13 protein-coding genes are annotated in these 17,726 nt (G+C 60.5%); 7 read left to right on the top strand and 6 right to left on the bottom strand.

What is annotated here, in order from left to right:
- Positions 1 to 45: 45 nt before the first annotated feature.
- The 4 genes from lon to HU762_RS10740 all read left to right on the top strand — a co-directional run bounded on the left by lon (position 46) and on the right by HU762_RS10740 (position 6,066).
- Positions 46 to 2,442 (top strand): endopeptidase La, encoded by a 2,397-nt coding sequence (lon, locus tag HU762_RS10755; RefSeq protein WP_186636424.1) that lies wholly within the window; start codon positions 46 to 48, stop codon positions 2,440 to 2,442.
- 149 nt (positions 2,443 to 2,591) lie between these two features.
- Positions 2,592 to 2,864 (top strand): HU family DNA-binding protein, encoded by a 273-nt coding sequence (locus tag HU762_RS10750; RefSeq protein ID WP_008077714.1) that lies wholly within the window; start codon positions 2,592 to 2,594, stop codon positions 2,862 to 2,864.
- 224 nt (positions 2,865 to 3,088) lie between these two features.
- Positions 3,089 to 4,960, top strand: coding sequence for a SurA N-terminal domain-containing protein (locus tag HU762_RS10745; RefSeq protein ID WP_186636394.1), 1,872 nt, complete (start codon positions 3,089 to 3,091; stop codon positions 4,958 to 4,960).
- A gap of 221 nt (positions 4,961 to 5,181) precedes the next feature.
- Positions 5,182 to 6,066 (top strand): DUF2242 domain-containing protein, encoded by an 885-nt coding sequence (locus tag HU762_RS10740; RefSeq protein ID WP_186636391.1) that lies wholly within the window; start codon positions 5,182 to 5,184, stop codon positions 6,064 to 6,066.
- A gap of 298 nt (positions 6,067 to 6,364) precedes the next feature.
- Here the strand turns inward: HU762_RS10740 and HU762_RS10735 are convergent, their stop codons facing one another.
- The 3 genes from HU762_RS10735 to HU762_RS10725 all read right to left on the bottom strand — a co-directional run bounded on the left by HU762_RS10735 (position 6,365) and on the right by HU762_RS10725 (position 9,923).
- Positions 6,365 to 7,402: an AraC family transcriptional regulator gene (locus tag HU762_RS10735; RefSeq protein WP_186636388.1), complete on the bottom strand. Its 1,038-nt coding sequence runs from the start codon at positions 7,400 to 7,402 to the stop codon at positions 6,365 to 6,367.
- A 2-nt stretch (positions 7,403 to 7,404) separates the two neighbouring features.
- Complete coding sequence (locus HU762_RS10730) at positions 7,405 to 8,535, bottom strand: nitrilase-related carbon-nitrogen hydrolase (RefSeq protein WP_186636385.1); 1,131 nt, start codon at positions 8,533 to 8,535, stop codon at positions 7,405 to 7,407.
- 170 nt (positions 8,536 to 8,705) lie between these two features.
- Entirely contained in the window at positions 8,706 to 9,923 is a 1,218-nt protein-coding gene (locus HU762_RS10725; RefSeq protein ID WP_186636382.1) for a DUF3422 domain-containing protein, read from the bottom strand.
- 241 nt (positions 9,924 to 10,164) lie between these two features.
- Between HU762_RS10725 and HU762_RS10720 the strand changes: the two genes are divergently transcribed.
- A complete protein-coding gene (locus HU762_RS10720) occupies positions 10,165 to 12,204 on the top strand; it encodes an NADPH-dependent 2,4-dienoyl-CoA reductase (protein ID WP_186636379.1) in 2,040 nt (679 codons plus the stop codon).
- A 102-nt stretch (positions 12,205 to 12,306) separates the two neighbouring features.
- Positions 12,307 to 13,215, top strand: a complete 909-nt coding sequence (locus tag HU762_RS10715; RefSeq protein WP_186636374.1) for a 1-aminocyclopropane-1-carboxylate deaminase — start codon at positions 12,307 to 12,309, stop codon at positions 13,213 to 13,215.
- A gap of 7 nt (positions 13,216 to 13,222) precedes the next feature.
- Here HU762_RS10715 and HU762_RS10710 read toward each other — a convergent pair whose 3' ends face one another.
- Both HU762_RS10710 and tssI read right to left on the bottom strand, forming a co-directional pair.
- A complete protein-coding gene (locus HU762_RS10710) occupies positions 13,223 to 13,771 on the bottom strand; it encodes a cytochrome b (RefSeq protein WP_186636370.1) in 549 nt (182 codons plus the stop codon).
- A gap of 186 nt (positions 13,772 to 13,957) precedes the next feature.
- The gene (gene tssI / locus HU762_RS10705; protein WP_186636367.1) at positions 13,958 to 15,364 is read right to left on the bottom strand and encodes a type VI secretion system tip protein TssI/VgrG; all 1,407 of its coding nucleotides are present in this window, start codon (positions 15,362 to 15,364) and stop codon (positions 13,958 to 13,960) included.
- A 231-nt stretch (positions 15,365 to 15,595) separates the two neighbouring features.
- Here tssI and HU762_RS10700 point away from each other — a divergent pair, with 231 nt between their 5' ends.
- The gene (locus HU762_RS10700; protein WP_030140051.1) at positions 15,596 to 16,300 is read left to right on the top strand and encodes a YebC/PmpR family DNA-binding transcriptional regulator; all 705 of its coding nucleotides are present in this window, start codon (positions 15,596 to 15,598) and stop codon (positions 16,298 to 16,300) included.
- Positions 16,301 to 16,303: 3 nt separating this feature from the next.
- Here the strand turns inward: HU762_RS10700 and HU762_RS10695 are convergent, their stop codons facing one another.
- Positions 16,304 to 17,656 carry a leucine-rich repeat-containing protein kinase family protein gene (locus HU762_RS10695; protein ID WP_186636364.1) on the bottom strand — a complete coding sequence of 451 codons (1,353 nt, stop codon included), beginning with the start codon at positions 17,654 to 17,656 and terminating at the stop codon, positions 16,304 to 16,306.
- Positions 17,657 to 17,726: the final 70 nt, after the last annotated feature.

Raw genomic sequence — 17,726 nt, 5'->3', positions numbered from 1 at the left:
ACTTCCATCTGTTTACGGCCTTATGGCCGCCGTAGAGGCGAAATCATGAAGACAACCATCGAATTGCCTCTCCTGCCATTGCGCGATGTCGTGGTGTATCCGCACATGGTTATCCCGCTGTTCGTGGGGCGCGAGAAGTCCATCGAAGCCCTTGAGGCCGCGATGACGGGTGATAAGCAGATTCTTCTGATCGCTCAGAGAAATCCTGCCGACGACGATCCCGGTGAAGAGGCACTTTATCGCGTAGGTACGATTGCAACGGTCCTGCAACTGCTCAAGCTCCCTGACGGCACCGTCAAGGTGCTGGTTGAGGGCGAGCAGCGTGGTTCGGTCGAGCGTTTCAGCGAAGTGGACGGTCATTGCCGTGCCGAAGTCTCGTTGATCGATGAAGTCGATGCGCCGGAGCGTGAATCCGAGGTGTTTGTCCGCAGCCTGCTGTCGCAGTTCGAACAGTACGTGCAGTTGGGCAAGAAGGTGCCTGCCGAGGTGCTGTCGTCGCTTAACAGCATCGATGAACCCGGACGCCTGGTCGATACGATGGCGGCCCACATGGCCCTCAAGATCGAGCAGAAACAGGAAATCCTCGAAATCATCGACCTGTCGGCGCGCGTCGAGCACGTACTGGCGCTACTCGACGGTGAGATCGACCTGTTGCAGGTCGAGAAGCGCATTCGCGGTCGGGTCAAGAAGCAGATGGAGCGCAGCCAGCGCGAGTACTACCTGAACGAGCAGATGAAGGCGATTCAGAAAGAGCTCGGCGATGGCGATGAAGGTCACAACGAGATCGAAGAGCTGAAAAAGCGCATCGATGCCGCTGGCCTGCCGAAGGATGCCCTTGCCAAGGCCCAGGCCGAGCTGAACAAGCTCAAGCAAATGTCGCCGATGTCAGCCGAGGCCACCGTGGTGCGCTCCTACATCGACTGGCTGGTCCAGGTGCCGTGGAAAGCCCAGAGCAAGGTGCGCCTCGATCTGGCGCGTGCCGAAGACATCCTGGATGCCGACCATTACGGCCTGGAAGAGGTCAAGGAACGCATCCTTGAATACCTCGCCGTGCAGAAGCGCGTGAAGAAAATTCGTGGTCCGGTTCTTTGCCTGGTCGGTCCTCCGGGGGTGGGTAAAACCTCCTTGGCGGAATCAATTGCCCACGCAACCAACCGTAAATTCGTTCGCATGGCCCTCGGTGGCGTGCGCGACGAAGCCGAAATCCGTGGTCATCGCCGCACCTACATCGGGTCTATGCCGGGAAGATTGATTCAAAAGATGACAAAGGTTGGCGTGCGCAACCCATTGTTCCTTTTGGATGAAATCGACAAGATGGGCAGCGATATGCGCGGCGATCCCGCATCTGCGTTGCTGGAAGTGCTCGATCCTGAGCAGAATCACAATTTCAACGACCACTATCTGGAAGTCGACTACGACTTGTCGGATGTGATGTTCCTCTGCACCTCCAACTCCATGAATATCCCGCCAGCGCTGCTGGACCGGATGGAGGTGATTCGTCTTCCTGGCTATACCGAAGACGAGAAGATCAACATTGCCGTCAAATACCTTTCGCCCAAGCAGATCCAGGCCAACGGCTTGAAGAAGGGCGAGTTGGAATTCGACGAGGAAGCGATTCGCGACATCATTCGTTACTACACCCGCGAAGCCGGTGTGCGTGGCCTGGAGCGACAAATCGCCAAGGTCTGCCGCAAGGCGGTGAAGGAACATGCGCTGGAAAAACGCTTCGCGGTCAAGGTGACGGCGGACTTGCTGGAGCACTTCCTTGGCGTGCGTAAATTCCGCTACGGCCTGGCCGAGCAGCAGGATCAGATCGGTCAGGTAACAGGCCTGGCGTGGACGCAAGTTGGCGGCGAATTGCTCACCATCGAAGCCGCTGTGGTACCGGGCAAAGGGCAATTGATCAAGACCGGTTCGCTCGGTGATGTGATGGTGGAATCGATCACCGCGGCGTTGACGGTTGTCCGCAGCCGCGCGCGTAGCCTGGGCATCCCCTTGGATTTCCACGAGAAACGCGATACCCACATCCATATGCCAGAGGGGGCGACACCCAAGGACGGACCGAGTGCTGGCGTGGGTATGTGCACCGCCCTGGTTTCTGCGTTGACTGGTATTCCGGTGCGTGCGGATGTTGCCATGACAGGCGAAATCACCTTGCGCGGACAGGTGTTGGCGATCGGCGGTCTGAAGGAAAAACTGCTGGCGGCTCACCGTGGCGGGATCAAGATCGTGATCATTCCAGAAGAGAATGTCCGTGATCTGAAGGAAATTCCTGACAACATCAAGCAGGATCTTCAGATCAAACCGGTTAAATGGATTGACGAGGTCCTGCAAATTGCGCTGCAATACGCGCCGGAGCCCTTGCCGGATGTGGCTCCGGAGATTGTCGCGAAGGAAGAAAAGCGAGAGTCTGACTCTAAGGAAAGAATTAGCACGCATTAATACGCATTTGCCTGGGGGGCTTCCTTGACAGTTTTTTAGAGCCCTTGTTATAAAGCGGCTCTTAAGTGTCTGCAGGCCATTCAGCACTCGTTTTTGCTTTCACCAAAAAAACTTAGAATCATCTCAAAATAGATATAAGGGGACTTAGAGTGAACAAGTCGGAACTGATTGATGCTATCGCTGCATCCGCTGATATCCCGAAAGCTGCTGCTGGCCGTGCGCTGGACGCTGTAATCGAATCCGTCACTGGCGCTCTCAAGGCTGGCGACTCTGTTGTTCTGGTTGGTTTCGGTACGTTCTCCGTTACCGATCGTCCAGCTCGTGTTGGTCGCAACCCGCAGACCGGCAAGACGCTGCAGATCGCTGCTGCCAAAAAGCCAGGCTTCAAAGCTGGTAAAGCACTGAAAGAAGCCGTTAACTAAGGTTTCACTGAGTTTATCCGGGTCGGGGTCATGCCTGGCTTGGCAGCGGAGCGGTAATGCGTCCGGTAACTACCGGGCTGTCACGCCAGGGCTCGCGGGTTCGAGCCCGGTCCGCTCCGCCAGTTACGAGAAGGCGCATCCTCGGATGCGCCTTTCTTCTATCCGGATTCTACCCACGCTCCACGGTTGCCTAAATTTGAAGTTCAACCGTTTCTGGGGGACGCATGCTGCAGAATATCAGGGACAATTCACAAGGCTGGATTGCCAAGACCATCATCGGGATCATCGTCGCATTGATGGCGTTGACCGGTTTCGAAGCCATTTTTCAAGCCACCACCAGCAGCAATGACGCGGCCAAGGTCAATGGCGAAGAAATCAGCCAGAACGAGCTGACCCAAGCGGTAGATATGCAACGCCGTCAGCTCATGCAACAGCTGGGCAAGGATTTCGACGCTTCCTTGCTGGACGAGAAAATGCTGCGCGACTCGGCCCTCAAGGGCCTGATCGATCGCAAGCTGCTGTTGCAAGGCGCACATGACGCTAAATTCACTTTCTCCGAAGCCGCGCTGGACCAAGTGATCCTGCAGACGCCTGAGTTCCAGGTCGACGGCAAATTCAGCCCTGAGCGTTTCGACCAGGTGATCCGTCAGTTGGGTTACGGTCGTTTGCAGTTCCGTCAGATGCTGACGCAGGAAATGCTGATCGGCCAACTGCGCGCCGGCCTGGCTGGCAGTGGCTTTGTCACTGATGCCCAGGTGTTGGCATTTGCCCGGTTGGAGAAGCAGACCCGCGACTTTGCGACGCTATCCATCAAGGCGGACCCATCGGCTGTGAAGGTGACCGATGATGAGGTCAAGGCCTACTACGACCAGCATGCCAAGGAGTTCATGACGCCTGATCAGGTGGTCATCGATTACGTAGAGCTGAAAAAAGCCTCTTTCTTCGACCAAGTCACCGTCAAGGACGAGGAGCTGCAAGCGGCCTATCAGAAAGAAATCGCCAACCTGTCCGAACAGCGTCGGGCTGCGCACATCCTGATCGAAGTGAACGACAAGGTCACCGAGGCCCAGGCCAAGGCGAAGATCGACGAAATCCAGGCTCGACTGGCCAAGGGCGAGTCGTTTGAAGCCTTGGCGAAGGAGTTCTCCCAGGATCCGGGCTCAGCCAACAACGGTGGCGACCTGGGCTTTGCCGGTCCGGGCGTTTACGATCCGGAGTTCGAAAAGGCGCTGTATGCCTTGAACAAGGATCAGGTATCGGCACCGGTACGCACCGATTTCGGCCTGCACCTGATCAAGCTGCTGGGAGTCGAAGCACCTGAGGTCCCGAGCTTTGCGAGCCTGAAGGACAAGCTGACCCGCGACCTGAAGACCCAGCAAGTGGAGCAGCGTTTTGTCGAGGCGACCAAACAGCTGGAAGATGCCTCGTTCGAGGCTTCCGACTTGGCACAGCCGGCCCAGGACTTGAAGCTGACCGTTCACACGTCGGCGCCGTTCGGTCGTGAGGGCGGTGAAGGGATTGCGGCTAACCGTGCCGTGGTCACCGCTGCGTTCAGCCCGGAAGTGCTGGAGGAGGGTGCCAACAGCACCGCCATCGAGCTGGATCCGGAGACCGTCGTGGTGCTGCGTGCCAAGGAGCACCGCAAGCCTGAGCAACTGCCGCTGGACAAAGTCGCCGGGCCTATTCGCGCCCAGTTGACCAAGGAACATGCCAGCTCGGCTTCCAAGACCCAGGCCGATGAGCTGATTGCCAGCCTGCGCGATGGCAAGACTGCACTGGACAAACCGATCAATGGCCAGAGCTGGAAAGCCGTCGAAGCGGCCACCCGTAGCCAGGAAGGCATTGATCCTGCCGTGCTGCAGGCGGTGTTCCGCATGCCCAAGCCCGAAGCGAAGGGCAAGCCGACGTTCGCCAGCGTGACGCTGCCTGACGGCAGCCTGACGGTCCTGCGCTTGAACGGTGTGAACGAAGCTGCGGCACCGACCGAGGAAGAAAAGGCCGAATATCGCCGCTACCTCGCTTCACGCGTCGGCCAGCAAGACTTCGCGGCCTATCGCAAGCAGTTGGAAAACCAGGCGGACATCAAGCGTTTCTGACGTTCTTGATGCATTGCCCACCAGACCCCGACCGAAAGGCCGGGGTCTTTTTGTATCTGTGTATTGCCACCACAGGGATGTTCATCGATTCATCGAGATTGAGTCTTTTTCCCGCAGCAAACCCCCCGTAGACTTGTAATCCCTTTGGGGCGAGATACCTACGCTGCCCGGCAGCGTTCTATTGCACAATACGCCCCGGATTGTTTTCCTCAGGATGTTCAATGTTCAGATCATTTCACATGCGCACCGTTGGGCTGGCCTTGCTGCTGGCGGTTGCCGCCGGTTGTTCCTCCAAGAAAGCCGCCATCTACGAGCATGAAAACTTCGATGATTCGGGCACGTTTTCGCGTACTTATTCAGTGACTGATGTGGCGACCTGTGAAGCAGGACGTCGTGCGCTGCTCAGCCAGGGCTACATCATCACCAGCAGCGACCCTAAACTGGTCAGCGGCCACAAGAGCTTCCAGCAAACCGGCGATACCCATATGGAGATCAGCTTCAACCTGGTCTGCGCCGAAGACGGCGGTCCAGGGCATCGGGCGACCCTGTTCGCCAACGCCTTGCAGGACCGCTACGCCCTGAAGAAAACCAACAACTCCGCCAGCTTGGGCGTGGGTGTACTGGGATCGGTGTCGATGCCGATTGGCTCCTCGGACGATTCGATGGTCAAGGTCGCCAGCGAAACGGTGTCGGCGGACAAGTTCTATGAGCGTTTCTTTACGCTGGTGGAGGCGTTCCTGCCTCCGGAAGCGAAGGAAACGAAGAAGCCCACCGAGAACCTCGAAAAACCCAAGACCGAGCTGGGCGTTCCGGAATCAAAGGCCGAACCGGCCGCGGCGATGCCCGCTCCTGAGCCGGCCGCGCTACAGGCCCCTCAACCGGCGCTTGCGCCAGTACCTTTGGCACCGGTCCAAGAAGTTGCGCCGGCGCCTCTGGAGCCCGCTCCTGCCGTGTCGGAGCCGGTCACGCCGCCAGTCGAGCCTGCGCCGATCGCCCCTGGCGAGCCGGAGTCCTACGCGCCTTCGTCGACGGAAACCGTCACTCCGCCACCGGCCAGTTCCTTGCCGCCTCCCTCCGAGCCAATCCAGCCACTTCCGGCGTCCTGAGTTGTGGTGGCGGGGTTGTAATCCCTTGCCACACTTCATCCATTAATTTCCCAACGCTGTGCTACGTTTAATTCATGAAGCCTCGGCTTCATGTTTTGTTCATAAAGCAGCTTTATGCTGATTCGAGGCCATTAAACCCTCGGTTTCAACATTTATGGGAAGGATATGTAATGGACGATTATCAGGAAGAGCTGCTGGAATATCAGGCGTATGAGCTGGACCCATTGGAGCCCGCCGAAGATGCGACGGAGCTGTAGGCGCGCAGGTTAATTGCAGACCGTACGGCACGCTGCGCAGCTCACGCTCCCTTGCGACTGCGGCGAAACTCTCCAGGCGTCTGGTGGTTCCAGCGCTTGAAGGCGCGTTGAAACGCTTCGGCCGAGGCGAACCCGAGCAAGTAGGCGATTTCCCCGAATGCCAGTTCCGTGTCGCGAATGTACGTCATGGCGAGGTCTCGGCGGGTGTCGTTGAGGATCGCCCTGAATTGCGTACCTTCTTCAGCCAGTTTGCGACGCAACGTCCAGGTCGGCAGCTTCAGGCGTGTCGCCACTTCTTCAAGACCCGGCTCCCGTCCGCCGCTGAGTAGCGGCCCAAGCAACTGGATGATGCGCTCGCGCAGGGTGCGGGTGCGAGTCAGTTGCTCCAGCTCCCGTTCACATAATTGGATCAGGTGCCGCCAGGTGCTTGGGCAATGTTGTGGATTGCGCTGGGCGAGGCTTTCCAGGCCAAGGCGCAGTTGGTTCTGCTCGGCACCGAACTGGATGTGGCAATCGCCCAAGACCCGATAGGCCTGCGCATAGGCAGGTTCCTGGAACTCGATATCGATGTGTTCGGCGGGCAGCGCGACATTGCTCACGCTGGACAATTGCTGGAGCCAGCCAGCGATAATGGAATCGACGACGAAGCGGTTGTAGGCGTTATACGGGCTGATGGAATAGAACCGCAGCCACGCGCCTCGGGTGTCCTCATGGAAACTCGACTGCCCACGATAGTTGGACCCGTACAGCGGCTCGAAACGGATCATGCAGCGCGCGGCTTCGCGTACATTCGGCGCCTGGGCCGCGGTGACGCCGGCCAGCCCGGCTTGGCTCAAGCGGCTGAACTGACCCATGCGCAATCCCAGGGCGGGATCTTCGGTCAATTGGATCGCAGCGTGGCCCAGGCGCATGTAGCGCGGAATCGACAGGCGAGCCCCGGGCTCGGCCAGGCGTGCCGCATCGAGGCCGTATTGTTCGAGCAATGGCTGGGGATCCTGTCCGTGGCTGGCCACTGCGTCAGCGAGGCTGTGGACGAAGCCTACGGACAGGTCACCCAGGCGCATCGGTTGCAGCTTCATGTTCACAACCAGAGGTTCAGCAGGCGGGCGCCACGGGATTGGCCATCGGAGAATTGCTCGCCGTTGTGGCTGATGAAGCTCTGGCCGGCGCTGCCGTTGTCCCAGAATTGCCCGCGCAAGAACACGCTGACGCCGCCCCGCGCCTGGCTGATAGGCAACTGGCTGGTCAATGTCAGGCGAAGCCAGGCTTGGCCTTCAGTCAATTCGCCGGGCTTGAGGCTCACTTCGTCCGGAGTGGACAGGCCTTTATAGCCGCTCCATGGCTTGTCCCACGTGTCGCGACCCATGACAAAAGCGGGCACGGCGATCAATTGCGCGCCCTGTTCGTTGAGCTGCCGATAATGAAGCGGGTACCAACTGTCGCTGCCGATCAGTATGCCCAGGCGACCCGCGGGGGTCTCGATCACTCGGCTCGCGTCCGAGTGCTCGGCCTCAAGCACCTCCTGCTGGTCAAACACCGGGTGTCGTTGGCGCTGCGGTTGGCCGATCGGCCGACCATCGCGACCGAACACCAGGCTGCTGTTGTAGAGCGCGCCGCGACCGATCTTCAGTTCGCCTTCGCTGACGCTGGGTTCGGGCAGCACGATGGAACCGGCCACCAGGGTCACGCCGAATTCCTTGGCCAGCCCGCCGAACAGCGCCTGGTAATCATGAGCCATGGTGGCTGCTTTCATGCGCAGGTAGGCGTCGTCCAGGCGGCTATCGCCTTTGGCGCCGGCCAATGCTTGGATGAAAGCCAGCGGATTGCTGACGGCCAGCCAATGCATGGCTTGCTTGAACGTGGTGGCTTGGTACACCTCGTCTTTCTCACCGCTGACCATTAGCCAGGTGCCGATGTGCTCTGGCAGGACCACGATGGTCTTGTCGTTGAGAAACCCTTGGTCGCGAGCCGTCTGCAGATAGGCCGCCAACTTGCGATGCAGGCGTTCCGGGCTTTGGTAGTCGGTGGGAAACAGTTCAGGCTGGATGCCCAGCAGATTGCCTCGATCCGCCGGCGTGCCCTGGTCGACCGCCAGGTTTATCCGAAGGTCAGACAGGTAATGACCCGCCGGACGATCGGTCGTCCACAGTGCGTAGGTGACCAGGGCGGCAATCAAGGCCAGTGAAAACAGCAGGTACAGAAATTTGCGCATGGGGGAACAGTCAGCGGCCGTGTGCAGGTTGGTGATTTTCGTCAGGAGCTACGGGGCAGGGTACGGTAAAACAAGGGATTAGCGAAGGGCGGGCCCTGATTTGTAAGTAACGCAAATAGACGCAAGGGTGTCCGGGGAAACCTCGGACACCTTTGCGCTGGCAGGGCACCCTAGTGGTTTTTGGCCTTCCTGATCCGGATCAGAATGAACAGCAGGATCAACAGCACCGGTGGCGTCATGCCCAGCAGCGCCTCACGGGCCGAGAGGTTGGCGCCCAAGGTGTGCAATCCGCTATAGATCAACTTGAACAGGTTGATCAGGTAGTAGGTGATGGCAATGATCGACAGGCCTTCCACCGCGCGCTGGATCTTGATCTGGGCATCGGCGCGGGCGTTGAGGCTGCGCAGGATCTCGGCGTTCTGGTCTTCCATCTCGACTTGCACGCGGGCTTGCAGCAGGTCGCCCAGGTTCGCGACGCTCATGGCCAGTTGTTCGAGGCGCTGTTCGGTGGCTGCGCAATAACGCACCGTGGGTTTGAAGCGTCGTTCGATGAACACACCCAGCCGCTGGCAATCCCCCAGGTGACTTTCGCGCAACTCCCCCAGGCGCTCGAACACCAGTTGTGCGTAGGCTCGGGTCGCGCTGAATCGGTGGCGATTCCTGACCGTGCTGCCGACGACTTGGCGCGACAGCAGGGCGATGTCCTCCAGCAGGGCCTTGGCATGTACGCCACTGGCATTGGCGTTGCGCTCGGAAAGGCTCACCAGGGTGCGATCGAATTCGTTCAGTTGCGGGTCCAGCGCCTTGGCGATATCGAGCGACAAGGACGCCATCATGCGATAGGTCTCGATTTCCAGCAGGCGCCGGATCATGCGCCCCTGGCGATAAGCGTTGAGCCGTCGATTGATGAACAACAGGCGATTGGTGCCGTCCTCGGTCAGGCGAAAATCGCTCCAGACCACCGCATCGCCGCCGCCCACACACGAGCCGCAAGGGTCCTTGAAGCCGTAGCTGGGCAGGTCGAGACCGGCTTCTGCGCGCACCACCACCTGAACGGCATTGATGAGATGCTGGGCGTGGCCCTCGATACCCCGGGCAAGGCTTTCAGGCAGCGTCGTCCATTGCAGCTCGTTGCTGCTGGCGGGAACGACCAGGGTCAGGGTGAAGAACTCGGCGTGGCGCTCCCACTTGAGCGGGTGTCCTTCCAGGCGAGTGATGCCTTGCGCGGCTTGCGCGGCGACGGTATCAGGGCAAAGTCGCTCGAGCAGAGAGTTGCACTGGGTGTTGTCGCCCAGAAACGCCAGGTGGAAGACGTGGGCCGGCTCGTCAAAATACAACGACGGGCGGGCGTGCAACTCGTTGTGCAGCATTTTTCGTTGGGGATGCATGCGAGGGCGACCATGTTATTAGGGTTATTTTTGGTTTGAGCACCTGGTCCAGCGTTGATAGGACTGGCTCATCCGGCTGAGAGTCACGCACAGCTGATCAGCCTCCTGCACGTTTGGATCATTAAGTTGTCAGTTACGGTCATTGAGCCGCCGCAGCCGGACTCTTACGCTGTGGGCCATGACAGACGCAAGCCGCAGAGCTTGCGCTTTATTCCCGTGATCGCCCGTTGTGGAGCTACCGATGACCGCCTCTCATTACCCGCACCTGCTGGCCCCGCTGGACCTGGGTTTCACCACGCTGCGCAACCGTACCCTGATGGGTTCGATGCACACCGGCCTGGAAGAGAAGCCCGGCGGCTTCGAACGCATGGCAGCGTATTTTGCCGAGCGCGCCCGGGGCGGCGTGGGCCTGATGGTCACGGGTGGGATCGGGCCGAATGACGAGGGCGGTGTCTACTCCGGCGCGGCCAAGCTGACCACGGAAGACGAGGCGCTCAAGCACCAGATCGTGACCCGGGCCGTGCACGAGGCCGGCGGCAAGATCTGCATGCAGATTCTCCATGCGGGTCGCTATGCCTACAGCCCCAAGCAGGTGGCTCCGAGCGCGATCCAGGCACCGATCAATCCGTTCAAGCCCAAGGAACTGGACGAGGAGGGCATCGAAAAACAAATTCGCGATTTCGTCACCTGCTCGGTCCTGGCCCAGAAGGCCGAATACGACGGTGTCGAGATCATGGGCTCGGAAGGCTATTTCATTAACCAATTCCTCGCCGCTCACACCAACCATCGAACCGACCGTTGGGGCGGCAGCTACGAGAACCGCATGCGCCTGCCGGTGGAGATCGTCCGCCGGGTGCGCGAGGCGGTGGGCCCGAACTTCATCATTATCTTCCGCCTGTCGATGCTCGATCTGGTGGAAGGGGGCAGCACCTGGGACGAAATTGTCCAGTTGGCCAAGGCCATCGAAGCGGCCGGTGCGACGATCATCAACACCGGTATCGGTTGGCATGAAGCGCGTATCCCGACCATCGCCACCAAGGTGCCGCGGGCGGCGTTCAGTAAGGTCACGGCCAAGCTGCGTGGCTCAGTAGGCATTCCACTGATCACCACCAACCGTATCAATACGCCCGAAGTCGCCGAGCGGATCCTGGCCGAAGGCGACGCCGACATGGTGTCCATGGCACGACCCTTCCTTGCCGACCCGGAGTTCGTCAACAAGGCCGCTGCCGGTCGCAGCGATGAAATCAACACCTGCATCGGTTGCAACCAGGCCTGCCTGGACCATACATTCGGCGGCAAGCTCACCAGCTGCCTGGTGAATCCGCGGGCGTGCCATGAAACCGAACTCAATTACCTGCCGGTGACCCAGGTGAAGAAAATCGCCGTGGTCGGCGCTGGTCCCGCGGGGTTGTCGGCGGCCACCGTGGCGGCCGAGCGTGGGCACCAAGTGACGCTGTTCGATTCGGCCAGCGAAATCGGCGGTCAGTTCAACATCGCCAAGCGCGTGCCGGGCAAGGAAGAATTCTTTGAAACCCTGCGCTACTTCAAGCGCAAGTTGCAGACCACCCATGTTGAGCTGTGCCTCGATACCCGCGTCGATGTAGCGCAACTGTTGGCCGGCGGTTTCGACGAGATCATCCTGGCCACCGGTATCGCGCCGCGTACACCGGCTATTGCGGGTGTGGAGCATGCCAAGGTGTTGAGCTACCTGGACGTGATTCTGGAGCGCAAGCCGGTAGGCCGCAGCGTCGCGGTGATCGGGGCCGGCGGGATCGGTTTTGACGTGTCGGAGTTTCTCGTTCACCAGGGCGTCGCCACCAGCCAGGACCGTGAAGCGTTCTGGAAGGAGTGGGGGATCGATACCCAGCTCGAGGCGCGTGGCGGTGTCGCTGGGATCAAGGCCGAACCCCACGCACCGGCGCGCCAGGTATTCCTGCTGCAGCGCAAGACCTCCAAGGTCGGCGACGGCCTGGGCAAGACCACCGGCTGGATTCACCGCACGGGCTTGAAAAACAAGCAGGTGCAAATGCTTAACAGCGTCGAGTACCTGAAGATTGACGACGAGGGCTTGCATATCCGCATTGGCGAAACGGGTGAGCCGCAAGTACTGGCGGTGGACAACATCGTGATCTGCGCCGGCCAGGATCCGCTGCGCGAATTGCAGGAAGGCCTGGAAGCAGCTGGGCAGAGCGTCCATCTCATCGGCGGTGCCGACGTGGCGGCGGAGCTGGACGCCAAGCGTGCGATCAACCAGGGTTCGCGGTTGGCGGCGCAGCTGTAGCGCTCGGACCTGATGGTTCCTGCGGTAGCGAACAGCTTCGCTCCCGCAGGTGTCTGAATCGAGCTGCTAAGATGCTGGCCTGTTCCCCCTCGGCCTGCTGCGATGTTTCTCCCCGCCCTTGATTGGCAACCTGAACCGCGCCTCGAACCCCTTCACTTGGACTGGCTCGCCCGTGCCAATGTCGAGGTGGCGGTGTTGCGCCTGGACCAGATCGATTCGCTGGTCAGCGGCAACAAGTGGTTCAAGCTGCTTGATCATTTGCGCGCTGCCCAAGAGGCCGGTGCCGAAGGCGTCATGAGCCTGGGCGGCGCTTACTCCAATCACTTGCATGCACTGGCCGCGGCGGGCGAGCGCTTCGGTTTTGCGACCGTTGGACTGCTGCGCGGCCATCCCCAGGACACGCCAACGGTGCTCGACCTGAAAGCGTTCGGCATGACGCTGCATTGGTTGGGATACGAAGGATACCGAAGACGGCATGATCCGGATTTCTGGGCGCCCTGGCAGGCGCAATATCCGAGGTTATGGCCGATACCCGAAGGGGGCTCTGGGTTGCCTGGCGCCAAAGGCTGCATGACGTGGGCGACCAGCGTCAGCGCTCAGTTGAAAGGGTTGGGTTGGGACGATTACCACGGTTGGTGGTTGCCCTGCGGCACCGGAACGTCGCTGGCGGGCCTGGTGCTGGCTGAAGCTGGCAAGCGTCCCGTCTATGGTGTCCTGGCAGTGCCCGAAGACCATGGGGTGAAGCCGCAGGTCGAAAAAATCGTCGAGGCAGCGGGGCTTGCCGATCCGCTGTATGAACTGCTCGATGGCAGCCGGGGCGGATTTGCCCGGGTGGATGCCGACCTCATAGCCTTCATCGAAACCACCCATGTTATCGAGCTGGAGCCGTTGTACACCGGCAAGGCGTTGATGTTGCTCAAGGCTCGGGTCGAGGCCGGGATGTTTGCACCCGGCACCCGCTTGATCTTCGTTCATACCGGCGGCCTGCAAGGCCGCCGGGGACTTGCGTGACCGGTCGTCAACCGCGCTTGGGCATCATCCGCAGCAGCGTGTTATCGCGCACCACATAGTGGTGATACAACCCCGCCACTGCGTGCAGGCCAATCAGCCAATAACCAATGGTGCCGCCCAGCACATGCCAGCCTTCCAGCTGCTTGGCGAAATCCTTGTCCTGATCGATCAGCAGCGGCAGATCGAAGCCGTAGAACATCACCTGGTGCCCTTCGGCGCTGGTGATCAGCCAGCCCAGCAGCGGCATGGCGATCATCAACAGGTACAACGCCCAGTGCATCAGGCGCGCCAGGAAAGTTTGCCACCCAGGCGAAGCCGGAAAAATCGCCGGCGCCTTGCCCATGCTTCGAGCGAAAAGGCGTAGCCAGACCAGCGCAAACACAGTCAGGCCGAGCATGAAGTGCGCTTCCTTGATCAGGGTTCGACCGCCACTGCCCTTGGGGAAAATACCGCGGAACTCGATGCAGGCATAAACCACGGCCAGCAGCACCAGCATCAACCAGTGCAATGTGACCGTGACGGTGCTGTAGCGGTTCTCGGAATTTTTCCAGGGCATGCGAGTATCTCCAGCCATCAGGGTAAAGCGCTGTCTGGGCAGCGTCATGCATTCACTGTAAGCCCGTTTCGCTGGGTTTGCATGAGCCAGGTCAACTCGCGTCCATGAATTTACAATCCGTTCATGGCCAGTTGCGGCAATGCGGTCGAAGCGGCGACAGCACGCTTGCCGGGATCTGATAGCGCCTCAAGGCGAGGCGTCCGGTGGGTTCATGAGCCAGTCGAACAGCAAGCCCACCTCTTTGCCGCCTGGCTCCGACGGGGGCGCCGGGGATGAGCCATCGCTGTTCAGTCCCGAACTGGACATTGCCGGGCACAGTACTGGCCGGTCGGGATCGCCCTCGAGAAAACTGACCAATACTTCACTGCCGGCGATCAACCGGGAACGCTCGTCAGGCGCCTGCCACGACACTGGCAAGGTGATTGCTTCTTCGGCCGGACTCCAGAGACACACCTCGACCTGGCCATGCTCATCGGGCCAGGCCGGCTGGCCGGCCGGGCCGAGCACGTAGGCGACGTGATAACCGGGTATGCGCGGCCTCGGGTGCTTCAGGGGTGGCCGGAACACAGCGGACCAGGGTATGGCGGAAAACCGGTTGCGGTAGTTCCGCTCGGGCGGCGTGGCCGGCAGGTTCGTTTCAAGAATGGAAAACTGTCGTCCGCGATGCTGGACCTCGACAATCAACCATTGGTCATTGAAGGCCGATATCGGGTGATTGCAAATCTGTGCGATATGACCGCTGCGCAGCGCCGGCTCGATGGAATGGCCGTGTATCTCGCCGTGTCGATAGCGCAACCGCTCAAGGCTGCGGCCACCGGCCTGAAAACGATGAAGCTGCGCCGGATCTTCACGTATCCCTTCGCCGGCCGCGCCTGTGGCGAGGGCAGTGTGCGGGGCGGATTCGGCAGGTGCTCGGTCACGGAATCCGGCGGGAGGGCCTGCGGTTATCGAGCGATGCCGTTGGTATAGCTGCTTGAGCGTCGCGCGCCGGTCCGCATCCGGGCGCATGACCAGCTCAACCGCCTGCGCCGGGAAGCTTATGGCGTCCTCGGCAAATACCGCGACATGTCCCCGGGCGTTGTGTTCGAAGTGATAATGGATGCCTTCTTCCTCGCACAACCGCTGTAAAAGCGTCAGATCGCTTTCCTCATATTGAATACAGAATGGGCGACTCGGGTAACGCCCGTGCGGCAGCTCAAAACGATAGCTGTGGGAAGGCACCGCATTTTCCTCTAGCAGACGCTGCAAAATCTGTACGACACTGAGCCGATGGAAAACCCGACGCCGCGGGCCCTGGTCCAGTTGCTGGAGGTAGGGAACCAGTGTCAAGCGGTAGTCGACCTGGTGTGCCGTGTCAGCGGCCAGGCTGACGCTGTGCACGATTCCGTGGACCCCTGACGCTTCACTCAGGCGCAGGAAGGCCACTTGTCCGAGCAACGCGTCGGGGCTGATCGGCGGCACCAGGCCAATCAGGTCGAGGTCGAAGCGGTACGGCTGATTCAAGGCCTCCCGGCCGTTGAGCCTGAGGACTTGCAGGCGCATATCGCTTTCGATGATCGTCAGGCTGAAGGGGTATTCCGTATCGTTGCGCATTGCAGCCCATACTTGCTGAGAGAGAGGTGCAAAGGGTACGAAACCCCAGCGTGCAACGCTGTCCCCGAATCGCTGTTTCAGAAACGCCCTACAGCACAACGGGAAAATGTCGATTCAAGACTGGCTGCGACGGGAGCGATTTTTTGGTCGATCAGCCGGTATAGGCCGTATAAACTTGCGCCACAGCGCCGGCCGGCAGATGTCTCGGCGCGTCAGACAAGAGAGTGAGTAATGGGCGCACAGTGGAAGGTTAAACACAAAGAAGCGGCTGCCAACGCCAAGGGCAAGATCTTCGGCAAATTGGTGAAGGAGATCACCATTGCCGCGCGCAACGGCGCTGACGTCGCGACCAATGCGCACCTGCGATTGGTGGTCGAACAGGCGAAAAAAGCCTCGATGCCCCGCGAGACCCTGGAGCGTGCGATCAAGAAAGGCTCCGGCCAGCTCGGCGAAACCGTGCAGTACCATCGCGTTACCTACGAGGGGTTCGCGCCCCATCAGGTGCCGCTGATCGTCGAGTGCGTGACCGACAACATCAACCGTACCGTCGCGGAGATTCGCGTTGCGTTCCGTAAGGGACAGCTCGGCGCGTCGGGTTCGGTCGCCTGGGACTTCAACCACGTCGGCATGATCGAGGCCGCCCCGGACAGCCCCGACGCCGATCCGGAAATGGCCGCCATCGAGGCCGGTGCCCAGGATTTCGAGCCGGGCGAAGATGGCGCAACGTTGTTCATCACTGAACCTGCCGACCTCGATGCTGTGCAAAAGGCATTGCCGGAGCAGGGCTTCACGGTGTTGTCGGCCAAACTGGGCTATCAGCCGAAGAACCCGGTCAGCGGCCTGACCGACGAGCAGATGGCCGAAGTCGAAGCCTTCCTTGAAGGCCTCGATAACCATGACGATGTGCAGGACATGTTTGTCGGCTTGGCCGGCTAAGCATTACCCGCGATTTCCTCTGGCGAGGGAGTTTGCTCCCTCGTCACGTTCGCGCAGTAAGCCTTCAATCTCATCGAACCCCGGCCGTTCCAGCACCTCCGGCTGACAGCAGCGCGCCTGCAGATCCTGCAACGTCGCCAGCTCCTCAGCACTGAGCGCCGGTTCGATCCGCGCCAGCAACTCCCCCAGCAAAATCCCGAAGGCCCGCACCTCGATGCGCTGCAGTGCACGGGTCTGTACGGTGTCCGTGGTGGCATGGAAAGACGCCGCGCCGAAGTCTCCGAGCAGGCAGTCGCCCTGGTCATTGCAAAGGATATTGTGCCCGTACAGATCACCGTGGGTAATGCCCTGGCGATGCAGGTGCGCCGCCGCCGATGCAATGCCCCGGGCGATGCGCAACGCCACACCGGCGTGCAGCCGCAGCTCATCGTCATACACGTCGCGGGTACAGGACGTCAGGCTCGGTAGTCCGGCCAGGTTGTAGTAATCGGGGCCGACCAGCGTCATCACCAGCCCAGCCTGTTGCTCGGGATGGCCGTCGATCTGGCCCAGCACCCCGATCAGGTTAGGATGGTGACCGGCTGTGATGCAGGCGTGCATTTCATGCAACGGGGAGCCGTCGCTGGTCATCTGACCCTTGTACAACTTGACGGCGACGTTTCGCGCGACTTGGCCGGGCGGTTGCCACAGCGCTTGATGAATCACGCCTGAAGCCCCTTCGCCCAATAAAGCTTGCAAGCTCAGTTGCGACCAATCGACAGGCGTGGCGCCATGAAGTGCGGCAGCCTCGGCTTGGGCTTCCAGTGGATTGCCGGCGTAGGCCAGCCAACTGAGGCTGGGCATCCGCAGCAGCCACGACGGCAGTTCGTCCAGTTGATTGGCGGCGATGCGCAGCAGTTCGAGGCGCTGACACTGGGCCAGGCTCCCGGGCAATTGGCGAAGGCGATTGCCCGCCAGCATCAACTTTTGCAAGTGCGGACGGTGGCCCAGCTCATCCGGCAGTCGGCTGATGCAGTTGTCGGTCAAGATCAGCCAGCGCAGCAGGGGCGGCAAGGCGGCGCCGGCCGCGCGTTCGATGCGATTGGCCTTGAAGCCGATCATGGTCAATGCGCTACAGCGCCCCAGGCATTCGGGCAGTTCGGTGAAGCGGTTGTCCGAACAGAACAGGATGCGCAGGCGCGTGAGTCGATGCAGATCGTCGGGCAGCGTATCGAGCTGGTTGCCGCTCAGGTCGAGGATCTCGAGCGAGTCTGCCAGGTCGAAAATTTCCTGGGGAAAGTCGGTCAGTCCGCAGGACAGCTTCAGCCGGGTGATGCCCGACAGTTGGCCGGTGCGCAGTTGGGTGAGGGTGTGCATGGGTGGGGTCGCTGTTGATCAAGGCGGGCGCTGCGCCCGTGGCTTGACAGTTAACCAACTATCAGCCCCG

The organism is Pseudomonas sp. SWRI92 (assembly GCF_014268685.1).
Taxonomy (GTDB): Bacteria; Pseudomonadota; Gammaproteobacteria; order Pseudomonadales; family Pseudomonadaceae; genus Aquipseudomonas; species Aquipseudomonas marvdashtae.
Note: the sequence above shows the minus strand (reverse complement) of the source record. Positions and strands in the feature narration are given on the sequence as shown.

Coding starts and splice junctions, on each gene's coding strand:
- HU762_RS10710 (WP_186636370.1), bottom strand. CDS start 13,771: ATGCCCTGGAAAAATTCCGAGAACCGCTACAGCACCGTCACGGTCACA.
- HU762_RS10740 (WP_186636391.1), top strand. CDS start 5,182: ATGTTCAGATCATTTCACATGCGCACCGTTGGGCTGGCCTTGCTGCTG.
- HU762_RS10720 (WP_186636379.1), top strand. CDS start 10,165: ATGACCGCCTCTCATTACCCGCACCTGCTGGCCCCGCTGGACCTGGGT.
- HU762_RS10725 (WP_186636382.1), bottom strand. CDS start 9,923: ATGCATCCCCAACGAAAAATGCTGCACAACGAGTTGCACGCCCGCCCG.
- lon (WP_186636424.1), top strand. CDS start 46: ATGAAGACAACCATCGAATTGCCTCTCCTGCCATTGCGCGATGTCGTG.
- tssI (WP_186636367.1), bottom strand. CDS start 15,364: ATGCGCAACGATACGGAATACCCCTTCAGCCTGACGATCATCGAAAGC.
- HU762_RS10745 (WP_186636394.1), top strand. CDS start 3,089: ATGCTGCAGAATATCAGGGACAATTCACAAGGCTGGATTGCCAAGACC.
- HU762_RS10700 (WP_030140051.1), top strand. CDS start 15,596: ATGGGCGCACAGTGGAAGGTTAAACACAAAGAAGCGGCTGCCAACGCC.
- HU762_RS10730 (WP_186636385.1), bottom strand. CDS start 8,535: ATGCGCAAATTTCTGTACCTGCTGTTTTCACTGGCCTTGATTGCCGCC.
- HU762_RS10735 (WP_186636388.1), bottom strand. CDS start 7,402: ATGAAGCTGCAACCGATGCGCCTGGGTGACCTGTCCGTAGGCTTCGTC.
- HU762_RS10715 (WP_186636374.1), top strand. CDS start 12,307: ATGTTTCTCCCCGCCCTTGATTGGCAACCTGAACCGCGCCTCGAACCC.
- HU762_RS10695 (WP_186636364.1), bottom strand. CDS start 17,656: ATGCACACCCTCACCCAACTGCGCACCGGCCAACTGTCGGGCATCACC.